An 18,543-nucleotide genomic window follows, 5' to 3' on the forward strand; every position below is an offset into this window, starting at 1 on the left:
TCCGCTGCGACGATGCCGCTTGGGCGGGCTGCGACCACAGAAGCGGCCACGCCGGATTCCAGACAGGCGACCGGCCTCACTGAAACGCAAGAATCGAGGCAGATCCAAGAAGCGCAACAAGCGGAAGCGCGCCCGGCGGCTCCCTCCTTCGTGCCCAAGCCTCCGCTGGTTGCCGCCGCTTACGTCGCGGCCGCGACGGTGCTCTCGCTGACGCAAGGCCTTGGCATGAACCTTGTCTCCGCCAACCTGCAGCAGATCCAGGGATCGCTGGGCGCCACCACCAACGAGGCGACCTGGCTGATGGCGGCTTATATGGCGCCCAATGTCAGCCTGGCGCTGCTGCTCTTCAAGATCCGTGCGCAATACGGATTGCGGCACTTCGCCGAGCTTTCCATCATCGGATTCGTTCTCGTCTCGTTGATGCATGTCTTCGTGAGCGACCTGCATTCGGCCCTCGTGGTGAGGTTCTTCAGTGGAATCGCGGCCTCGCCCATGTCCTCGCTCGGCTTCCTCTACATGCTCGAGCCGTTTCCGCCCGAAAAGAAGATGAACATTGGACTGTGCCTGGCGCTGACGAACATCGCGCTCGCCATGCCCATCGCGCGCCTGATTTCCCCGGCCCTGCTGGACATTGGGCAATGGCACGGCCTCTACCTGATCGAGATCGCTGTCGCACTAATCAGTTTTGCAGCCGTGTATCTTCTGCCGCTCACCCCGCCTCCGCGCGCCAAGGTCATCTCGTGGATCGATGTGGTAAACTATTCCCTGATCGCCGTTGGTTTCGGAGCCCTCGCGGTCGTGCTGACCCTCGGCCGCCTCTATTGGTGGTTCGAGGCACCCTGGATCGGGGTCCTCCTCGCGGTCGCGGTCGCCTGCATTACCGTGATGGCAGTGATCGAGCTCAATCGCGAAAGCCCTCAGATTGACATTCGCTGGCTGGCAAGCAGGGAGATGGTTCACTTCACCGGTGCCCTTCTGCTGTTCCGTATCGTCCTGTCGGAACAGTCGAGCGGTGCCTTCGCCTTCTTCCAGGTGCTCGGCCTTCAGAACGAGCAGATGACCACCCTTGTCTGGATCATTCTGCTTGCCACCATTGCCGGCGGCATTGCCTGCGCCGTCGTGATAAAGCCCGGACGCGAACACGCGATCCATGCGGTATCCCTTGCGCTGCTCACCCTCGGCGCGTACCTGGATAGTCGCGCAACAAACCTGACGCGACCGGTTCAGATGTATGCGAGCCAGGCGATGATCGCCTTGGCCGGCGCCTTGTTCCTGCCGCCGGCTCTCGCCGCAGGTATGACGACTGCCCTGAAGAAGGGCCCGAACTACATCCTGAGCTTCTTTGTCGTCTTTCTCGTAACCCAGAATCTCGGCGGGCTCTTGGGCTCCGCGGTGTTCGGAACTTTCGTTACATGGCGTGAAAAGCTCCATTCGCATGCCCTTACGCAGCATCTGACCATGTTCGACCCGCTGGTCACGCAACGTACGGGCCAGCTTGGTGCCGCCTATGGCCGCGCTCTCGCCGACCCGGCCCTTCGGAACGCGGAAGGCCTGGCACTGCTCGGTCAGCAGGCGACGCGAGAAGCAAACGTGCTCGCCTACAACGACACCTTCCTGCTGATCGCGATTCTCGCCGCGGCGTCGCTCTGCATCCTGCTCATTCACATGGCGGTCATCGCCATCCGGCGAAGCGCCGCCATCCATCAACCCGCCGCAACCTGACGAAACGTTCCCTGCCTCCCATGACACGCCTTTTTCGATCGACTGCTACCCTTATCGCCATCTTCCTGGGCATAGCCGGCGTGATGCTGGTTCTCTACGCGTGGCGCCTGCCCCCATTCACGAGCACTGTCGAGACCACCGAGAACGCCTATATCCGCGGCCAGGTGACCCTCATCAGCCCGCAACTTGCAGGCTACATCTCGGAAGTGGACGCCCAGGATTTCCAGAAGGTCCGTGCAGGGCAGGTTCTCGTCCGCCTCGACAGCCGCATCTACGAGCAGAAGCTCAAGCAGGCGCAGGCGAACCTTGCCGTGCAGAAGGCGGCACTCGCCAATTCCGAGCAGAAGCGCCGGTCGGACGAAGCGCGGATTTCCGCAGGCGAGGCGCAGGTGACAGGCGCCAAAGCCGCACTTGCCACGGCGGAGGCCAACTGGAGCCGTGTCGAGCCGCTGCTCCATCGTGGCGTCACGACGCAGAGCCAGGCGGATCAGAGCCGCGCAGCGCTCGAACAGTCCAGGGCGGCCCTCAGCCAGGCGCAATCCGCCCTCGAAGTGGCACGGCAGGATCTTGCCGCGACCATCGTCAATCGACAATCCCTGGAGGCCGCTGTGCAGAGCGCGGAAGCCGCCGTGCAGCTCGCAGAGATCGACCTGCAGAACACGACCATCAGGGCCCCGCAGGATGGCCGACTCAGCGAGGTTGGGGCACGCCTCGGGCAATACGTGGCCGCAGGCAGCCAGCTCATGGCCATCGTGCCCGACACGGTCTGGGTGATCGCCAACTTCAAGGAGACACAGCTGCCGGACATGAAGGTCGGCCAGCCTGTCACCTTCACGGTCGATGCCCTTGAGCACGCGAGTCTGCACGGCCATGTCGAGCGCTTCTCACCGGCCGCCGGCTCGGAATTCAGTATCCTCAAGCCCGACAACGCGACCGGCAATTTCACGAAGGTCTCCCAGCGCGTTCCGGTCCGCGTCGCCATCGATCCCGGCCAAGAGCTCGCGGAGCATCTTGCGCCCGGCATGTCCGTGGTGGTGAGCATCGACACGGCGGCGCCTGCGGAACGGAAAGCGGCAGGAGGATAGTGGCGGGATCCGTTCAATAGGTTGGCCAGAGGCCGGGCGTCGCAAGCTCCAGAAGATGCCCGTCCGGATCGCGGAAATAGATGCTCCTACCGCCCCGGTGCCAGGTCGTGCGCCCTTCGATGGCCACACCCTGCCCTGTCAGGCGAGCCTCCCAGGCTTCGAGATCTCCCGCCGCAATCGCCAGGGCAATGTGCTGCCGACCGCTTCCATCGTGGGGAGGGATCGTGCCTCCCGGCATCTCGACCGGCTCCGTGGAAGCCCCGCGCTCGAACAGCAGCAGAACGTTTCGCCCGGCGACGTCCAACGCACAGAGGCGGCGGTCCGCGAAGAGCGGCTTGAGTTCAAGGACCTTCTCGTAAAAGGCCCGCGCCCGGGGAACGTCCTCCACATACAGGGCCGTCTCCAGAACTCCGTTCAGTTGCGGCATCCCGCCTCTCCCACACGACCTTGCGCCATTCCGAAACGCCTGGCGCCTCAAGGAGATCCGCGCGTCCTGGACGGTTTCAGGCCCGGCGATATTTCCATCGGCCTGTTCTGGTCGTAAATTCCCCAGGCTGCAATCGAACCAACGAAGCGATCTCATGCCTGCCTCCCTCTCCACCATCGGCTTTGATGCCGACGACACGCTCTGGCAGAACGAGCATTTCTACCGGCTGACGGAGGACCATTTCACCTCGCTGCTGGCGGAGCATGGCGAGCCGGCGGTGCTCTCAAGCCGCCTTCTCGAAGCCGAACGGCGCAACCTCAAGCTCTACGGTTACGGCATCAAAGGTTTCACGCTTTCGATGATCGAGACGGCCATCGAGGTCACGGAAGGACGCGTGCCCTCAGCCGTCATCGAAAGAATTCTCGCCGCGGGCCGGGAGATGCTGAGCCATCCGGTCGAGACCCTTCCCCAAGTGCGGGAAACCCTGGAGCAGCTCAGCGGGCGCTATCGCATCGTGCTGATCACCAAGGGCGACCTGTTCGACCAGGAGCGCAAGCTCGCGCAATCGGGGCTCGGCGAGTTGTTCGACGCCGTCGAGATCGTCAGCGAGAAGAGTCCGACGACCTATGAGCGGCTTTTTACACGGCACGGCGATGGACCGGAGCGCAGCATGATGGTCGGCAACTCCCTCAGATCCGACATCGTTCCCGCCATCGAGGCGGGGAGCTGGGGCGTCTACGTGCCCCATGAGCTGACCTGGGCCATGGAGCATGCCGACGAGCCGATTGCCGCACCGCGTTTCAAGCGCCTGGACAATCTGGGCGAATTGATCGGGCTGGTCGAGACCATCGGCTGATCACCGCTCCGGGAGAACCAGCGCGATGTCCTCATCGCTCAGGACACGGTAGGCACCGGGTGGAAGGTCCTCCGGCAAGGCGAGATTGCCGATGCGGTCACGATGCAGCGCGGTGACGTGGTTGCCGATGGCGGCGAACATGCGCCTGACCTGATGATAACGACCCTCGGTCAGCGTGACATAGGCGCTTGTCGGCGACAGTGTCTCCATGGCGACCGGCAGAAGCGGCTTGTCGTCGCTTTCGAGCACGAGCGTGCCCGACGCGAAGGTCTCCGCTTCATCGCCGCGCAGGGGCCGGTCGAGCGTCACACGATAGCGCTTGGCGACGTGGTTGCGGGGCGAAATGATGCGATGGAGCAGGCTGCCATCGTCGGTCATCAGCAGAAGGCCGGACGTGTCCTTGTCAAGGCGGCCAATCGTGGAGATGGCCGGATCGCGGCGGCGCCAGCGCGGCGGCAGAAGCGAGTAGATCAGCGGCCCCGCCTCCTTGTGCGAGCAGGTGACGCCGACAGGCTTGTTCACCATCAGCACGATGCCCGGCGGCGGATCGAGCTTCTCGCCGTCGATGTGCATACGTTCGGACAAATCACGCGTGACGGCGATGCGCGAGTCGGGATCCTCGATGATCTCGCCGTCGAGGGTGACCCTGTCCGCATACACGAATTGCTGCACCTCACGACGCGAGCCATAGCCGAGATTGGCGAGCAGCCGATCGAGACGGAGGGTGGGCGTCTTACTCATTTGAGCGCCTCGTAGATCTTGTAGCCACCGGTCTCGATCTTGAGCCCGACGCGCCGGAACAAGGGTTTCATGACGGCCTCATAGGGAAGGTGGCGATTGGCGACGATCCAGCAGACGCCGCCCGGACGCAGGGCCTCCGCCGCATGCCGGATGAAACTCTGCCCCAGTGCGCGGTCTTCCGCGCCGCCGTCATGGAAGGGAGGGTTCATGACCACGAAATCGAGCCCGGCGGCGCCCACGCCGGTAGCCCGAACGTCGGCCCAGCGCATCTCGGCACGCGGATCGGCAATGTTGCGCCGCGCTGCCTCTACCGCGCGACGGTCGATGTCGACGAGGATCAGGTGCTCGATCCTTGGGGAGGCCAGGATTGCGCGGGCAAGCGTGCCGACGCCGCAGCCAAGGTCCGCGCCACGTCCGGAGAACAGGGGCAGGTGCTCCATCAGCAGAGCACTGCCGGGATCGAGCCGGTCCCAGCTGAAAATGCCAGGCTGCGACCACAGGCCGAGGTCCCCGACCAATCGCATCGAACCTGCTGCCACGGCCTCGTCGAAACCGAAAACGTTGGCGGGCCGCACCGCCGTGCATATGCGATAATGCCGGCGTGCATCCTCAGAGACCACGCAGCCAAATTCGACGAGCTCCTTGCGCAACCGCGAGCCACCCTTGTCCTTGGGTGCAAGGACGGTCAGCTTGGCCTTGGGGGCCAGCGCCTTCAGGCCGAGCGCAAGGGTATAGCGCCGTTCGAGGGTTCCCGGCGGCGCCTGGACAACGAGGCCGCCCAGGGTTGCTTCCGCGCAGGTTTCCAGGGGACGGGCATCCGGCACGAGGGGCGAGAACTGAATGGCGCCCTCCGGCACGGCCACCAGTTCGGCGGGAGGGGATCCATACACGCCGTCAGGTTTCATCTCGTCCAATGCTGCGCAGTCCCTGCTGATTTGCAGGTGCTCCTATCACGACCCCGGCTCGAAGGTGCGATTCTTTTTTCGACCGGACCGGACCTGAAACGCTCAGCTGGTTGTTTCGGTGCAGCGGTGCCAGGTCTGGAGCGGGTTCCCCTCCCCGCCGAAGCGGATCTGGACGGCAATCTCGCTCAAAAGGCGCATGGAGACCTCCTTTCCACCGTCCGGCTCGCTAGCTGGGGCAGTATAGAGGAAGGAATGGCGCGTATAGGCGCCCTGCATCCGTGTCCCACCGGGAGTGACGATGGTAGGCCCGGCAATGGAAAGGTGGCGTCCATCGTCGCTACACCACTCGCCGTCGATGACGTCCGCCAGGGCCGGTTGCACGCCCACAACTAAAATGAGGCCGGCGGCGGCCCAGAGGATACGTCCGGATCTTCGCGTCATGACGCTCTCCGTTCCGTTGACGGCAAATTATCGATCCGCCAGGCGGCGCGGGTCAACCGGCTGTCGGCCCGCGCCCCTCCGGCTTACGCCAAAAGGGCCCGGTGTCATTTCGCATCGCCGGAGATAGGTTCGCGCGGCCAAGTTCGTAACCTTGCAGCCCAGGGGTCTTCCATGGACACGGAACAGCAGGTCGCGCGTCACTACACCCATGGCTCCCTCGAGCGAGCCATTTTGGAGGCTCTCAAGGCGGGTGGGAAGGACATAGACCGTCTGACGGCTGCCGATCTGTCGGCGGCTGACGAGTTCCATCTCGGATGGGGCGCGGAGACGGAGGAGCTCGCCCATGAGCTCGGCTTCGGGCGCGAGGATCACGTGCTCGATATTGGATCCGGCATCGGAGGACCGGCACGTCATTTCGCGGAGACTCTCGGCTGCCGTGTCACGGGTATCGATCTCACCCAGGAATTCGTGGACGTCGCGGATGCGCTCACCCGCCGCTGCGGCCTGAGCGATCGGGTCGACTTCCGCCAGGGGAGTGCACTTGCCATGCCATTCCCGGACCGGACCTTCGATGGCGCCATTCTCATCCATGTCGGCATGAACATTCCGGACAAGGCGAGGCTCTTCGCCGAAGCGCGGCGCGTTCTCAAACCGGGAGCGCTGTTCGGCGTCTATGACATCATGCGCACTGGCGAGGGTGAGCTGCCCTACCCCATGCCCTGGGCCGCAACGCAGGAGACGAGCTTCGTCGAGCCGGTCGCGGCCTATCGTGCTCTCCTGACCGAAGCTGGGTTTGTCCTCCAGAAGGAGCGCGATCGTCGCGACTTCACGCTCAAGCTCGGACGCGAGATGCGCGAGAATTCCGCCAGACACGGCACCCCTCCCCTCGGCTTGCACGTGCTCATGGGCCCGGCATCCCTGGAACGACTTGCAAATGTGATGGCAGTTTTAGAGCGCGGCCTCATCGCTCCGACCGAAATCATCGCGCGAGCAACTTAGGCTTTGGCACCCGTCACCGAGCTGCCGAAATTCCTTGCAGGTCATGAGTACAGGCATGGGTAGAGAAGATCCTTCTCCCAGATTTGGGAATGCCATCGAAAAGGGGAATTATACATACCTGAGATCACGACACGGGACGGGCTTCGCGGACGACCTGAAGATCGTCGATCTCCCCGTGCCGGTCATGCATGGAGACGACGACCAGATCGTCCCCATCGCTGATGCCGCGCCCGTCGTCCCAGATCGTGGAAACGGCCCACTCAAGGTCTACAAAAGCTTTCCCCACGGCATGTGAACGACCCACGCAGCCGTCACCAACCCGGATCTCCTCGCCCTAATCCAGAACTGGTCGGAGTGCCAAGACGGGCGCCTGCCGCGAACCGCCACGTTTGTGGTGATATTGCAACCCTCGGCTCCGCTTCGCGTTGGCTCATCGGCGAACATCGTCGGTTCGACGATGAGCCTGATCCGAGGAGTGACGACATGCGCTATTTATTAGTCAGTACGATCGCAGCCGCAGCCTTTGCCGTAAGTGCCGGAGCGATGGCCCAAACCCCGGTGCCGAATGCGAGCGGCTCGCAGACTACCAATCCGCAGACTTATGGCGCAACCGCCAACCAGCCCCAGATGGGGCAGAAGATGACACATCCGCAGATGAAGAAGCGCCATGTGACGCGCAAGCCTCGTCATGTCACGAGTACTGGCAGCATCCGCCACTCGTCGAGTCCACGAATGCTTCCGGTCCCGAATGCAAGCGGCTCCCAGGTCACGGCGCCCGACACCTATCGCGCCAACGCCTATCAGAACCGGAGGTAGAGAGGCCTGCGAGCCCTCGCGCAATTCTGGCAAGCAGGCGGTTGACCTTGGCTGTCTGAAGCGACGCTAGAACGGTTTCCAGCCGTGCAAAGATCGTGAGATCAGGCGCGCGGTCTTCATGACCACAGGGGCGAGGCGCTCGCGCGCTCCCTCCACGCTCCAGTCGGCCGTCGAGGTCGATACGCCGACGGCGGCGAGGGGACGGCCATTGCCGTCCAAGATCGGTGCCGCAAGTGCGATTTCGCCATGGTTGACTTCCTCCTCGACCAGGGCGAAGCCGTCGCGCTGTGCCACGACGAGGCGCTGCTCAATCTCTGCGCGATCGACAATGGTGTGTGGCGTCCGCGCCTTGAATTCCGTGCGAGCGAGGATGTCCGCAACTTCCTCGGGCGGTAGCCACGCCAGCTGCGCACGTCCGCCCGCCGTGCAGAAGGACGGCAGCCGACGTCCGATGGTCGATGTCGGATTCATGTAGCGCTGACTCGGCATGCGGATGACAGCGACAACCTCCGGGCCATCCAGTTCGGCGACATTGATGGTTTCGCGGCACTCGTCCCGTGCCGACGCAACGAAGGGAATCGCGACCTCGTAAAGCGGGCTTGCATGAAGATAGTGATAGGCGAAGTCGAGGATGCGCGCCTTGAGCCGATAGCGACGCGTCCTTTCGTCCTTATTCAGATAGCCGAGCCGCACCAGGGTGTGCGTGATGCGTTGAGCGGCACCGATGCTGATGCCGCAGCGGGCAGCGATCTCCCGCAGGCCAAGAGCGTCCCAGTCGCCCTCGAACGCCTTCAGCACCCCGAGGCCTTTCGCGAGCGAATTGATGAAGAGCGGATCCTCCCGCGAATTTCCGCCTTGGGAATCCTTCTGGTCGGTCACGACCGGATCTTCACGCGGATCCGCGTCGCGGTCAGGCCGTTGCGATTCCATCTCGGCTCTCCTCCCAGGCACTCGGCCGACCATACTTTCCATCGATCCCTTGACAAGCTCGACGGTTATAATTGAGATAATCGCGTTGCGCTAGTTTCGTATCGCAATGCGATAACTTGAGCCTGTATTTTAATAACAGGACCGAAAAATCATCCGACCAAGTGCCAAATACCAGAGAGAGGTCATGAAACAGCAGATTACCGTCCTTGCCGGCGCTTTCGCCGCCGCACTCTTCATGGGTCATGCCTCGGCCGCCGAACTGAAGATCGGCACCGCTGCCGAGCCGAGCTCCCTCGATCCGCATTATCATAACCTTACGCCGAACAATACGCTGCGCCGGCATATCTTTGAATCTCTGGTCGATCAGGATGCGAAGCAGCGCCTCATTCCGGCACTCGCCGAATCCTGGCGCACGGTTGACGACAAGACCTGGGAATTCAAACTCCGCAAAGGCGTGAAATTCCACGACGGCTCGGAATTCACCGCGCAGGATTTCGTCTACACGGTCTGCCGGATCCCGAACGTCGCCAACAGCCCCTCGTCGTTCACGCTCTATACCAAGGGCATCGATGCCATCGAAGTCCCCGATCCGTATACCATCATCGTTAAGACAGCCGCGCCCTATCCGCTGCTGCCCGTGGAAATGACCACTTTCGGAATCATCTCCGCAAAGGCAGCCGGCGGCGAAGGCGTCACCTTCGACAAGGCGGGCTGCAAAGCCGAATCCTGGCCTTCCACGCAGGCATTCAATGATGGGACGCTGGCGATCGGCACCGGTCCCTTCAAGCTTGCCGAATATCGCAAGGGTGAACGGATCGTACTCGACCGCAATCCCGGCTACTGGGGCAAGAAGCCGGAATGGGACAAGGTGACGTTCCGTCCGATCACCAGCGACGGACCGCGCATGGCTGCACTGCTCGCCGGCGACGTCGATATGGTCGACGAGCCGCCGCTGCAGGATCTCGAACGTCTGCGCAAGGATCCCAAAGTCACGGTCGTCGAGACGATGTCCAACCGCATCATCTATCTCGCCCTGGACCAGGCCGAGAAGACACCGACCATCAAGGGCACCGACGGCAAGAACCCGCTGCGCGACATCCGCGTCCGTCAGGCGCTTTCCCTGGCCATCGACCGCGAAGCCATCGTGAAGCGCATCATGAACAACACTGCCGAGCCGGCGGCACAGTTGCTGGCGCCGGGTCTGTTCGGCACCAATCCGGATCTGAAGTTCGCCTATGATCCCAACAAGGCGAAGAAACTGCTGGCCGAAGCCGGCTATCCCAACGGCTTCGAATTGACCATCGGCACGCCGAACGACCGCTACATCAACGACGAGAAGATCGCTCAGGCGGCAGCCCAGATGTACAGCCGCATCGGCATCAAGACCCAGGTCGATGCTGCGACCGTCAATGTCTTCTTCTCGCGCCGGAACAAGGGCGAGTTCAGCGTCTTCCTCGGAGGCTGGAGCGCAGCCACCGGCGAGGCCTCGTCGCCGCTGAAGTCTCTCGTCGCGACGCGGATCAAGGAGAAGGGCTTCGGCCCGACCAACTACACCGGCTATTCGAGCCCGAAGCTTGACGATCTTCTGACCAAGGCTCTCGCGACGGTCGACGACGGCGCGCGTGAGAAGCTCCTGGCGGAAGCCATGAAGGTTGCGATCGACGATGTCGCCCTCGTGCCGTTGCACTACGAGGTCACCTCATGGGCCATGCGCAAGGGCTTGAGCTACGAGCCCCGCGCCGATCAGTACACCTTGGCCGCCTCCGTCCAATCGGCCAAGTAACTCTCTTGATCGGGGGCGGTTCGTACCGTCCCCGATTTCGCTTCCTCCGTCATGTGGAATCCGAGATGCTGGTTTTCCTGATCCGGCGCATCGCTCAGAGCGCGATCGTGGTCGCAATCATGTCGGTCCTGGTGTTCACCGGGATCTTTGCTATCGGCAATCCCATCGACGTGCTGATCAGCCCCGAGGCCGACGACATCGAACGGGCTGCCGCCATCGCCCGGCTCGGGCTCGACCGGCCGCTCCACGAGCAGTTCCTGTCCTTCGCACACAACGCCCTCTCAGGCGATCTTGGAACTTCGTTCGTCCACGGCGTCCCCGCCGTCAGTCTTGTTCTCGAACGGTTCCCGGCGACGCTGGAACTGGCGCTGTTCGCCATGCTCATCGCCGTCGTGATCGGGATTCCCCTCGGCATCTGGGCCGGGCTCCATCCCGATTCGAAGGCCGGACGCATCATCATGACGGGTTCGATCCTCGGCTTCAGCCTCCCGACCTTCTGGGTCGGCATGCTTCTGATCATGGCCTTTGCCGTGACGCTGGGATGGCTGCCCGCGAGCGGACGCGGCCAGACCGTGGAGGTGTTGGGCATTCCCTTCAGCTTTCTGACGGCCAACGGCCTGAAGCACATGATTCTCCCGGCTCTGAACCTCGCCCTGTTCAAGGTATCGCTGGTGATCCGCCTGGCTCGTGCCGGCACTCGCGAGGTCGCCCTGCAGGACTATGTCCGCTTCGCCCGGGCCAAGGGGCTGTCGTCCGCCCGCATCGTCGGCGTCCATATCCTCAAGAACATCATGATCCCCGTCGTCACCGTCCTCGGTCTCGAGTTCGGGTCGGTAATCGCCTTTTCGGTCGTTACAGAGTCCGTGTTCGCATGGCCCGGAATGGGCAAGCTCCTCATCGACAGCATCCTCCTTCTCGATCGGCCCGTCGTGGTGGCCTATCTGCTTGTCACCGTACTTCTCTTCATCGTCATCAACCTCGTGGTCGACGTGCTTTACTCGCTGCTCGATCCGCGCATCCGTCTGGGAGGTGCCAAGGCATGACCGCCGCAGCCCCCGTCTCCGCCGACCCCAAGGTCCAGACACCTCTGAAGCGTTTCATCATCGCGTTCTTCGACAGTCGCGTTGCCGTGCTGGGCCTGATTTTGCTGGTGGCCGTCGTCTCAGCCGCCCTGTTCGCGCCATGGATCTCGCCCCAGAACCCCTATGACCTGAGCAAGCTCGACATCATGAGCGGGATGCTGCCGCCGGGCAGCGCCGATTTCGAGGGCAATGTCTTCTGGCTCGGTTCGGACGAGCAGGGCCGCGACCTCTTGAGCGCGATCCTGTACGGACTCCGCACGAGCCTGCTGGTCGGATTCTCATCGACCGCCATGGCACTCGCCATCGGCCTGGTGGTCGGCATGATCGCCGCCTATGCGGGCGGAAGCACCGACAGCACGATCATGCGTCTGGTGGACATCCAACTGTCCTTTCCCGCCATTCTGATCGCCCTGATCCTCCTGGCGGTGCTCGGCAAGGGCGTCGACAAGGTGATCATCGCGCTCACCGCGGTGCAGTGGGCCTATTATGCCCGGACCGTTCGCAGCGCCGCGCTCGTCGAACGGCGGAAGGAATATGTCGAGGCGGCCCAATGCTTGGCTTTGCCGAAGAAGCGTATCGTCCTGCGCCATCTGCTGCCGAACTGCCTGCCGCCGCTAATCGTCGTCGCCACTGTGCAGGTCGCCCATGCGATCACTCTGGAGGCGACATTGTCCTTCCTCGGTGTCGGCGTTCCCGTGACGGAGCCTTCTCTCGGCATGCTGATCGCTTCTGGCTTCGACTACATGCTGAGTGGCGAGTTCTGGGTCAGCGTGTTCCCCGGCCTCGCCCTACTGATCACCATCGTCAGCATCAATCTGGTCGGCGACCAGATGCGCGACGTCCTCAACCCGCGCCTGCAGCATTGAGGAGGCCAGAGTGACGCGACAAGATCCTGTCCTCGAGGTCGAAGACCTGCGAACCCATTTCTTCACCCGCGGCGGCGTCGCGAAGGCGGTAGACGGTGTATCCTTCGCACTCCATCGGGGCGAGATCCTCGGGCTGGTCGGCGAATCCGGCTCCGGCAAGTCCGTCACAGGCATGTCCATCCTTGGGCTCATCGATCCGCCCGGCCGCATCGTCGGCGGCGCGGTGCGTTACCGGGGCGAGGATCTGGTGGCGGCCGGCGAGAGGCGTCTGCGTCAGTTGCGCGGTAATCGCATCGCCATGATCTTCCAAGACCCGATGATGACACTGAATCCGGTCCTCAGCGTCGAGACCCAGATGGTCGAGACCGTGCTGGCGCATGATAAGGTTTCCCGGAAACTGGCCCGCGAGCGGGCGCGGGACGCCCTGGCCCGGGTCGGCATCCCCTCGCCGGACGAGCGGCTCGCCGCTTACCCGCATCAGTTCTCCGGAGGCATGCGCCAACGCGTCGCCATCGCGATCGCACTGCTTCACCAGCCCGACGTGATCATTGCCGACGAACCGACCACTGCACTCGATGTGACGATCCAGGCCCAGATCCTGTTCGAGGTCCAGAAGCTGTGCCGAGAAACCGGGACGGCCCTGGTCTGGATCACCCATGATCTTGCCGTGGTTTCGGGCCTCGCCGACCGGATCGCCGTGATGTATGCGGGGCGAGTCGTAGAGACCGGCACGACACAGCAGGTCATCGACCACGCACGCCACCCGTATACGCATGGGCTACTCGGCTCTGTGCCAAGCCGTAACAAGCGCGGCCAGCCTCTGAACCAGATCCCCGGAATGACACCATCCTTGCTGAGTCTGCCGGAAGGCTGCGCCTTCCGGCCGCGCTGTCCGCGCGCCACCGATGCCTGCCTTGCCTTGCCGCCCCTCGTCGGCGCCGGCGGCCATGGCTGGCGCTGCATCCACCCCGAGGAGGCCGCGGCATGACTGCCACCATCTCTCCGCAAGACGTCGCGTTGCCGGAGTCTGGCCGCGTCACGCCGATGCTCGAACTCTCCCATCTCACAAAGCGCTTCTCCACCGAACTCGACTTTGCCGAGCGGATCGCAAAATGGCTCGGTGCCAAGGTGCACGAATACGACGTGCACGCCGTCGACGATGTCAGCCTGTCCATTGCTCCTGGTGAGTTTGTAGGTCTCGTCGGCGAGTCCGGATGCGGCAAGACTACGCTCGGCCGCATGGTGGCGGGCATTACCCAGCCCAGTTCCGGCCAGTTGCTGTATCACGGACGGCCAATCGGCGAACTGCCACCTGACCAAGCGCGGCAGGCCAAGTTGAAGATTCAGATGGTCTTTCAGGATCCGATGGCCTCGCTCAACCCGCGTCTGCGGGTCAGCGAGATCGTTGGCGAAGCGCCGCGCGTACACGGGCTGATCTCGCGGGGCGAGCAGACCGACTATGTCGCGTCCGTCATGCGCAAGGTGGGACTCGACCCGGCCTACGCTGCACGGTTTCCGCACCAGTTCTCGGGCGGTCAGCGCCAGCGCATCGGCATCGCCCGTGCCCTTGCTGTTCAGCCGGAATTCCTGGTTTGCGACGAGTCCGTGGCGGCCCTCGATGTTTCGATCCAGGCGCAGATCATCAATCTATTCATGGAGCTCCGCCGGGATCTAGGCCTGACCTATCTGTTTATCAGCCACGACCTGGGTGTGGTCGAGCATATCGCCGACCGGACGGTCATCATGTATCTCGGCCGGGTGGTCGAAATTGCCCCCAGCGCGGATCTGTTCGCCGAGCCCAATCATCCCTACAGTCGCGCATTGCTTGACGAGGCGCCCCGCGTCGATACGCGCAAACGCACATTCGCCCCGATCAAAGGCGAAATACCCTCGCCTCTCGACCCGCCTTCCGGTTGCGCCTTCCATCCGCGCTGCCCGCACGCGCTGCCGCGCTGCAAGATGGACCGTCCCCTGCTTCGCGAGATCGCGCCCGGTCGCTTTTCGGCCTGCCATCTGAACGACGTGCAATAATCCTTATGCGGCAGGGCTTGCCATTCGAGCCGGATGGAAGGTCGTGCCGATCCACCAATCCATTTCGGGCTCGCGCAGTCTCCGGCCGGCGCAGCCCCGTCGAAACCTGGAGAAATGATGTCAACGGATAACCTCGTCAGCGTCGACCTGATTCGGGATCTGGTCAGCTTCGATACCACAAGCAGGAACTCCAACCTGGAACTGATCGGCTATATCCGTGACTACCTGGCCCGACTGGGTATCGAGAGTACCCTGGTGTTCGATGCAACTGGCCAGAAAGCCAGCCTGTATGCCACCATTGGGCCCAAGGATCACGGCGGCATTCTCCTCTCCGGTCATACGGACACGGTTCCGGTGGACGGCCAGGACTGGAGCAGCGACCCGTTCACGCTGACCCGCCGGGGCGACAGGTTCTACGGCCGCGGCACAGCCGACATGAAGAGCTTCGTGGCGATCGCCCTCGCCTTCGCTCCGGCCTTCGCGAAGGCGGACCTGAAGACGCCGATTCATTACGCTTTCTCCTACGACGAGGAAGTCGGTTGCGTTGGCGTTCGCCCCTTGATCGCACATCTGAACACGCTGCCGGTGCGTCCAAGCATGGCGATCATCGGCGAGCCGACCGAGATGCAGGTGATCTGCGCTCACAAGGGCAAGCTCGCGATACGGTGCCGGGTCCAGGGCCTTTCGTGTCATTCCTCTCTCGCGCCGAGGGGAGTCAATGCGGTCGAGTATGCAGCGGAGGTGGTTTCCTATCTGCGCGGCATGGCACGCCGGATCGCAGCAGAAGGGCCATTCGATTCGGGTTTCGACATTCCCCACACCACCGTGCATACCGGCGTGCTGCGAGGCGGCACGGCGCTCAACATCGTGCCGTCCGAATGTGAGTTCGACTTCGAATTCCGCCACCTCCCACAGCAGGACCCGGATTCCCTGCTTGCCGAAGTGCAGCGCTATGCCAGTGAAGTTCTTGAGCCGGAAATGAAGGCCATCGCTCCGGATGCAGGCTTCACCTGGAAGCAGCTATCCTCGACGCCAGGCCTGGACATGGCGCCCGAGGACGACGCCGTGACCATGGTCAAAGCTCTCGCCGGGCAGAACGGACATTCCAAAGTCGCTTTCGCCACGGAGGCGAGCCTGTTCCAGAAGTCCGGCGGTCTTCCCGCCGTCGTCTGTGGCCCCGGCAATATCGATCAGGCACACAAGCCGAACGAATATATCGAGGGGATCGAGATCGCGAAATGTGAGGCCCTGATGCGCCGCCTCCTCGACATAGCAACCGCCTGATCCGACACCGGGCGCGGGAAAGCCCGCGCTCCTCCGAAGATCTGATCACCCGAGATGTGTCAGCGTGTGCCTGTCCATCTCTCCGTTGCAATAGCGGTCCAGCGCCCGTTGAAAAATATCCTGGTCCTTACCGGCCGCGAGCGCGAACAGCGTCATGGAGGAACGGAACTTCATGTCGTCGGGCGAGCCGAAGATGGCCTTGAGATCCCGCCCCTCGACATTCAGGACGGCTTGGGTAAGACGAACCAACCTTTGCCCGAGAAGTGGGTGGTCGAGATAGGCCCGTGCCTCGTCGAGAGAGCCGATGCCGTAAAAGTCCGACGTCGCAGAATGTCCGAGACCGCGCAGTTGCGGGAACATGAACCACATCCAGTGGCTGCGTTTCCGCCCTTCCTTGAGCTCTTGGAGAGCACTTGTCCAATTGTCCGTTTGTGCGGTCACAAATCGGTCAAGCTTGAACGGATCCGAGGCGATCATAACGACAATCCTCAAACTGCTTCGCTTCTTCCAGCATTTCCTTTCGTGAGATCGGCACTGGCGACGCTCGGTTTCTTGTCAAGCTGATAGGACAGCCAGCGCAGCGCCATGCCTACGACGGATGTTGCCATCCCGCCGATCAAACACACCATGAGCACGGTATCGGAGTCAGCGCTCTTCCAGGAAACGATCCCGAGTAGGACGACGCTCGCGGTTGATACAAGATAGCCGAGGAATTTGATCGATGAATTCTCCATTGCGAAACCTATTCGACTGATGACGTTCCTGGCGACGCATGTCTGGGGATAACGGTCGCGCTGGCAGGACGTTCAGTTCCTTACCCTCTCTCCTTACGGTCGCTAAGATCCTGTGTAGGATAAGTCCCGTGTCTCGTGCCAAAGAGTCCTTGCGATGATCGTCGAAAAGCAGACGGAAACAATACAGTTCCTCAAGCGCACCCTCGGCGTTCGAGCCCCAGTCGAGATTATTTCCACTCACGCCTCGATGATCTTTCTGACCGGTGAAACGGTCTTTAAGCTTAAGCGGGCGGTCCGCTTTCCGTATCTCGACTACTCCACGCCGCATCAGAGGCACGCCGCCTGCCTGGCTGAGTTCCATCTGAACAGGCGAACAGCTCCTGATCTGTATATCGGCGTTCGTACCATTACCCGCGAGGATCGGGGGAATCTTGCATTCGACGGTGCCGGAGAAATGATTGACGCCGTGGTTGAAATGCATCGCTTCAGCGACGAGTGCCTGTTCGACCGGATGTCCCAGGAGGGCCGGCTGACGCCTGCACTCCTGTCCGACCTTGCTCACCGCATCGCTATCTTTCACAAGGAGGCAACGGTCAGCCTCGACCATGGCGGAACAAGCGGTATTGCGGGCGTCCTCGATATCAACGACCGCGCGCTGCGCGCCACGGGATTGGTCGACGATGATGCTGCGATCACATTTTCCGAAAGGTTCCGGAAGGCCCTCAGCCACCACTCGCCGGTTCTGGAGGCGCGCCGCGTATCCGGAAAGGTGCGGCGCTGCCATGGCGATCTCATTCTTCGCAATATCTGCCTTTGGCAGGGAACGCCGACCCTGTTCGACTGCATCGAGTTCGATGAGAACCTCGCCACGATCGACGTTCTGTATGATCTCGCCTTCCTTTTGATGGACCTGTGGCATCGAGGTCAGAAGCAGCTGGCGAATATTTTGCTGAACCGATACCTCGACGAGAACAACGAGACGGACGGTCTCGGACTCATCCCCTTTTTCATGGCCATTCGCGCAACCGTGCGCGCGCACGTCACGGCCGCTCAGGCGCAACATGCAGCGGCCGATGTGACCGAGGAGCTGCTTCGGGAGGCGCGGCAATACTTTGACCTGGCGGAGTTCCTGTTGACACCTTTGCCATCAGCCCTTGTCGCGGTGGGAGGGTTCAGCGGATCCGGAAAGTCAGTCATCGCGTCGCTCATCGCGCCGCATATCGGACCGGCCCCCGGCGCTCGGATTCTCAACAGCGACCGGATTCGAAAAAGAATGCACGGTGTCCCGGCCGAAACACGGCTCCCAGAAGAGGCTTACCGACATGAGGTTTCCGAGCGCGTCTACGCAACATTGCGACGGGAAGCTCTATGCGCGCTGCAAGCTGGCTCCGCGGTTGTCCTGGATGCCGTCTTCGACAGGGCCGACGAACGAAAGAAGGTGAAACAGATCGCTCTCGAATGCCATGTCCCCTTTTCAGGGTTTTGGCTTGACGCTTCCACAGACCTCCGTGCGGCCCGTGTTTCCGCGCGGCGGAACGATCCGTCGGATGCGACAACGAAGGTCGTGCATCTGCAGGCAGAGCAGGATGCCGGCACAGTTGAGTGGCTCAAAATCGATGCCGCACGGGAGCGGGCCAGCATCGAGGCCGAGATCCTGCAACGACAGAGCAACTGTCCATCCCCGCCGGAGACCCGCTGATCCCTGGAGACTTTGGCCGTCCAAAAGAACTGTCGTATCCGTTTGGATGATGACTTTCCCAATGAGGAAAACGGTGAGCACTCTGATCCCGAAGGACCCCTCATTTCAAGCGCGCATTCAGGCGAGCTTTGACAAGCAGGGC

20 protein-coding genes are annotated in these 18,543 nt (G+C 62.4%); 12 read left to right on the forward strand and 8 right to left on the reverse strand.

The features are described 5' to 3' along the window. Positions 1–12 precede the first annotated feature (12 nt). Entirely contained in the window at positions 13–1,722 is a 1,710-nt protein-coding gene (locus AC522E_RS14700) for an MFS transporter (protein ID WP_500750713.1), read from the forward strand. Between the two features lie 20 nt (positions 1,723–1,742). Then, positions 1,743–2,807, forward strand: coding sequence for an HlyD family secretion protein (locus tag AC522E_RS14705; RefSeq protein ID WP_500747001.1), 1,065 nt, complete (start codon positions 1,743–1,745; stop codon positions 2,805–2,807). Between the two features lie 13 nt (positions 2,808–2,820). Here the strand turns inward: AC522E_RS14705 and AC522E_RS14710 are convergent, their stop codons facing one another. Continuing rightward, the gene (locus AC522E_RS14710; protein WP_500747002.1) at positions 2,821–3,234 is read right to left on the reverse strand and encodes a VOC family protein; all 414 of its coding nucleotides are present in this window, start codon (positions 3,232–3,234) and stop codon (positions 2,821–2,823) included. Positions 3,235–3,388: 154 nt separating this feature from the next. Between AC522E_RS14710 and AC522E_RS14715 the strand changes: the two genes are divergently transcribed. Further along, a complete protein-coding gene (locus tag AC522E_RS14715) occupies positions 3,389–4,090 on the forward strand; it encodes an HAD family hydrolase (protein WP_500747003.1) in 702 nt (233 codons plus the stop codon). On the opposite strand, the gene AC522E_RS14720 is transcribed toward AC522E_RS14715, so the two are convergent. The 3 genes from AC522E_RS14720 to AC522E_RS14730 form a co-directional block, all read right to left on the reverse strand. Then, a complete protein-coding gene (locus tag AC522E_RS14720; protein WP_500747004.1) occupies positions 4,091–4,831 on the reverse strand; it encodes a pseudouridine synthase in 741 nt (246 codons plus the stop codon). Next, positions 4,828–5,736, reverse strand: coding sequence for a class I SAM-dependent methyltransferase (locus AC522E_RS14725; RefSeq protein WP_500747005.1), 909 nt, complete (start codon positions 5,734–5,736; stop codon positions 4,828–4,830). The genes AC522E_RS14720 and AC522E_RS14725 overlap by 4 nt, the downstream gene beginning before the upstream one ends. 102 nt (positions 5,737–5,838) lie before the next feature. Next, positions 5,839–6,177 carry a hypothetical protein gene (locus tag AC522E_RS14730; protein ID WP_500747006.1) on the reverse strand — a complete coding sequence of 113 codons (339 nt, stop codon included), beginning with the start codon at positions 6,175–6,177 and terminating at the stop codon, positions 5,839–5,841. A 171-nt stretch (positions 6,178–6,348) separates the two neighbouring features. On the opposite strand from AC522E_RS14730, the gene AC522E_RS14735 reads away from it, so the two are divergent. Continuing rightward, positions 6,349–7,176: a class I SAM-dependent methyltransferase gene (locus AC522E_RS14735; protein ID WP_500747007.1), complete on the forward strand. Its 828-nt coding sequence runs from the start codon at positions 6,349–6,351 to the stop codon at positions 7,174–7,176. Between the two features lie 124 nt (positions 7,177–7,300). Here the strand turns inward: AC522E_RS14735 and AC522E_RS14740 are convergent, their stop codons facing one another. Continuing rightward, complete coding sequence (locus AC522E_RS14740; RefSeq protein WP_500747008.1) at positions 7,301–7,480, reverse strand: hypothetical protein; 180 nt, start codon at positions 7,478–7,480, stop codon at positions 7,301–7,303. Positions 7,481–7,659: 179 nt separating this feature from the next. Here AC522E_RS14740 and AC522E_RS14745 point away from each other — a divergent pair, with 179 nt between their 5' ends. Continuing rightward, a complete protein-coding gene (locus AC522E_RS14745) occupies positions 7,660–7,992 on the forward strand; it encodes a hypothetical protein (RefSeq protein ID WP_500747009.1) in 333 nt (110 codons plus the stop codon). A gap of 66 nt (positions 7,993–8,058) precedes the next feature. On the opposite strand, the gene AC522E_RS14750 is transcribed toward AC522E_RS14745, so the two are convergent. Next, positions 8,059–8,922: an IclR family transcriptional regulator gene (locus AC522E_RS14750; RefSeq protein WP_500747010.1), complete on the reverse strand. Its 864-nt coding sequence runs from the start codon at positions 8,920–8,922 to the stop codon at positions 8,059–8,061. A gap of 184 nt (positions 8,923–9,106) precedes the next feature. Here AC522E_RS14750 and AC522E_RS14755 point away from each other — a divergent pair, with 184 nt between their 5' ends. The 6 genes from AC522E_RS14755 (at position 9,107) to argE (ending at position 15,968) form a co-directional block, all read left to right on the forward strand. After that, positions 9,107–10,705 carry an ABC transporter substrate-binding protein gene (locus AC522E_RS14755; protein ID WP_500747011.1) on the forward strand — a complete coding sequence of 533 codons (1,599 nt, stop codon included), beginning with the start codon at positions 9,107–9,109 and terminating at the stop codon, positions 10,703–10,705. Positions 10,706–10,770: 65 nt separating this feature from the next. Continuing rightward, entirely contained in the window at positions 10,771–11,748 is a 978-nt protein-coding gene (locus tag AC522E_RS14760) for an ABC transporter permease (protein WP_500747012.1), read from the forward strand. Continuing rightward, positions 11,745–12,653, forward strand: coding sequence for an ABC transporter permease (locus AC522E_RS14765; protein ID WP_500747013.1), 909 nt, complete (start codon positions 11,745–11,747; stop codon positions 12,651–12,653). The genes AC522E_RS14760 and AC522E_RS14765 overlap by 4 nt, the downstream gene beginning before the upstream one ends. A gap of 10 nt (positions 12,654–12,663) precedes the next feature. Next, positions 12,664–13,641: an ABC transporter ATP-binding protein gene (locus AC522E_RS14770; RefSeq protein ID WP_500747014.1), complete on the forward strand. Its 978-nt coding sequence runs from the start codon at positions 12,664–12,666 to the stop codon at positions 13,639–13,641. Then, complete coding sequence (locus tag AC522E_RS14775) at positions 13,638–14,684, forward strand: ABC transporter ATP-binding protein (RefSeq protein ID WP_500747015.1); 1,047 nt, start codon at positions 13,638–13,640, stop codon at positions 14,682–14,684. The genes AC522E_RS14770 and AC522E_RS14775 overlap by 4 nt, the downstream gene beginning before the upstream one ends. Before the next feature lie 114 nt (positions 14,685–14,798). Then, entirely contained in the window at positions 14,799–15,968 is a 1,170-nt protein-coding gene (gene argE, locus AC522E_RS14780) for an acetylornithine deacetylase (protein WP_500747016.1), read from the forward strand. Between the two features lie 45 nt (positions 15,969–16,013). Here the strand turns inward: argE and AC522E_RS14785 are convergent, their stop codons facing one another. Beyond that, positions 16,014–16,445 (reverse strand): DUF1810 domain-containing protein, encoded by a 432-nt coding sequence (locus AC522E_RS14785; protein ID WP_500747017.1) that lies wholly within the window; start codon positions 16,443–16,445, stop codon positions 16,014–16,016. Positions 16,446–16,456: 11 nt separating this feature from the next. Next, positions 16,457–16,702, reverse strand: coding sequence for a hypothetical protein (locus tag AC522E_RS14790; protein ID WP_500747018.1), 246 nt, complete (start codon positions 16,700–16,702; stop codon positions 16,457–16,459). 154 nt (positions 16,703–16,856) lie between these two features. Here AC522E_RS14790 and AC522E_RS14795 point away from each other — a divergent pair, with 154 nt between their 5' ends. Further along, positions 16,857–18,401, forward strand: a complete 1,545-nt coding sequence (locus tag AC522E_RS14795) for a bifunctional aminoglycoside phosphotransferase/ATP-binding protein (RefSeq protein WP_500747019.1) — start codon at positions 16,857–16,859, stop codon at positions 18,399–18,401. The last annotated feature ends 142 nt before the right edge of the window (positions 18,402–18,543 follow it).

It is taken from the genome of Microvirga sp. BF8 (genome assembly GCF_059888585.1).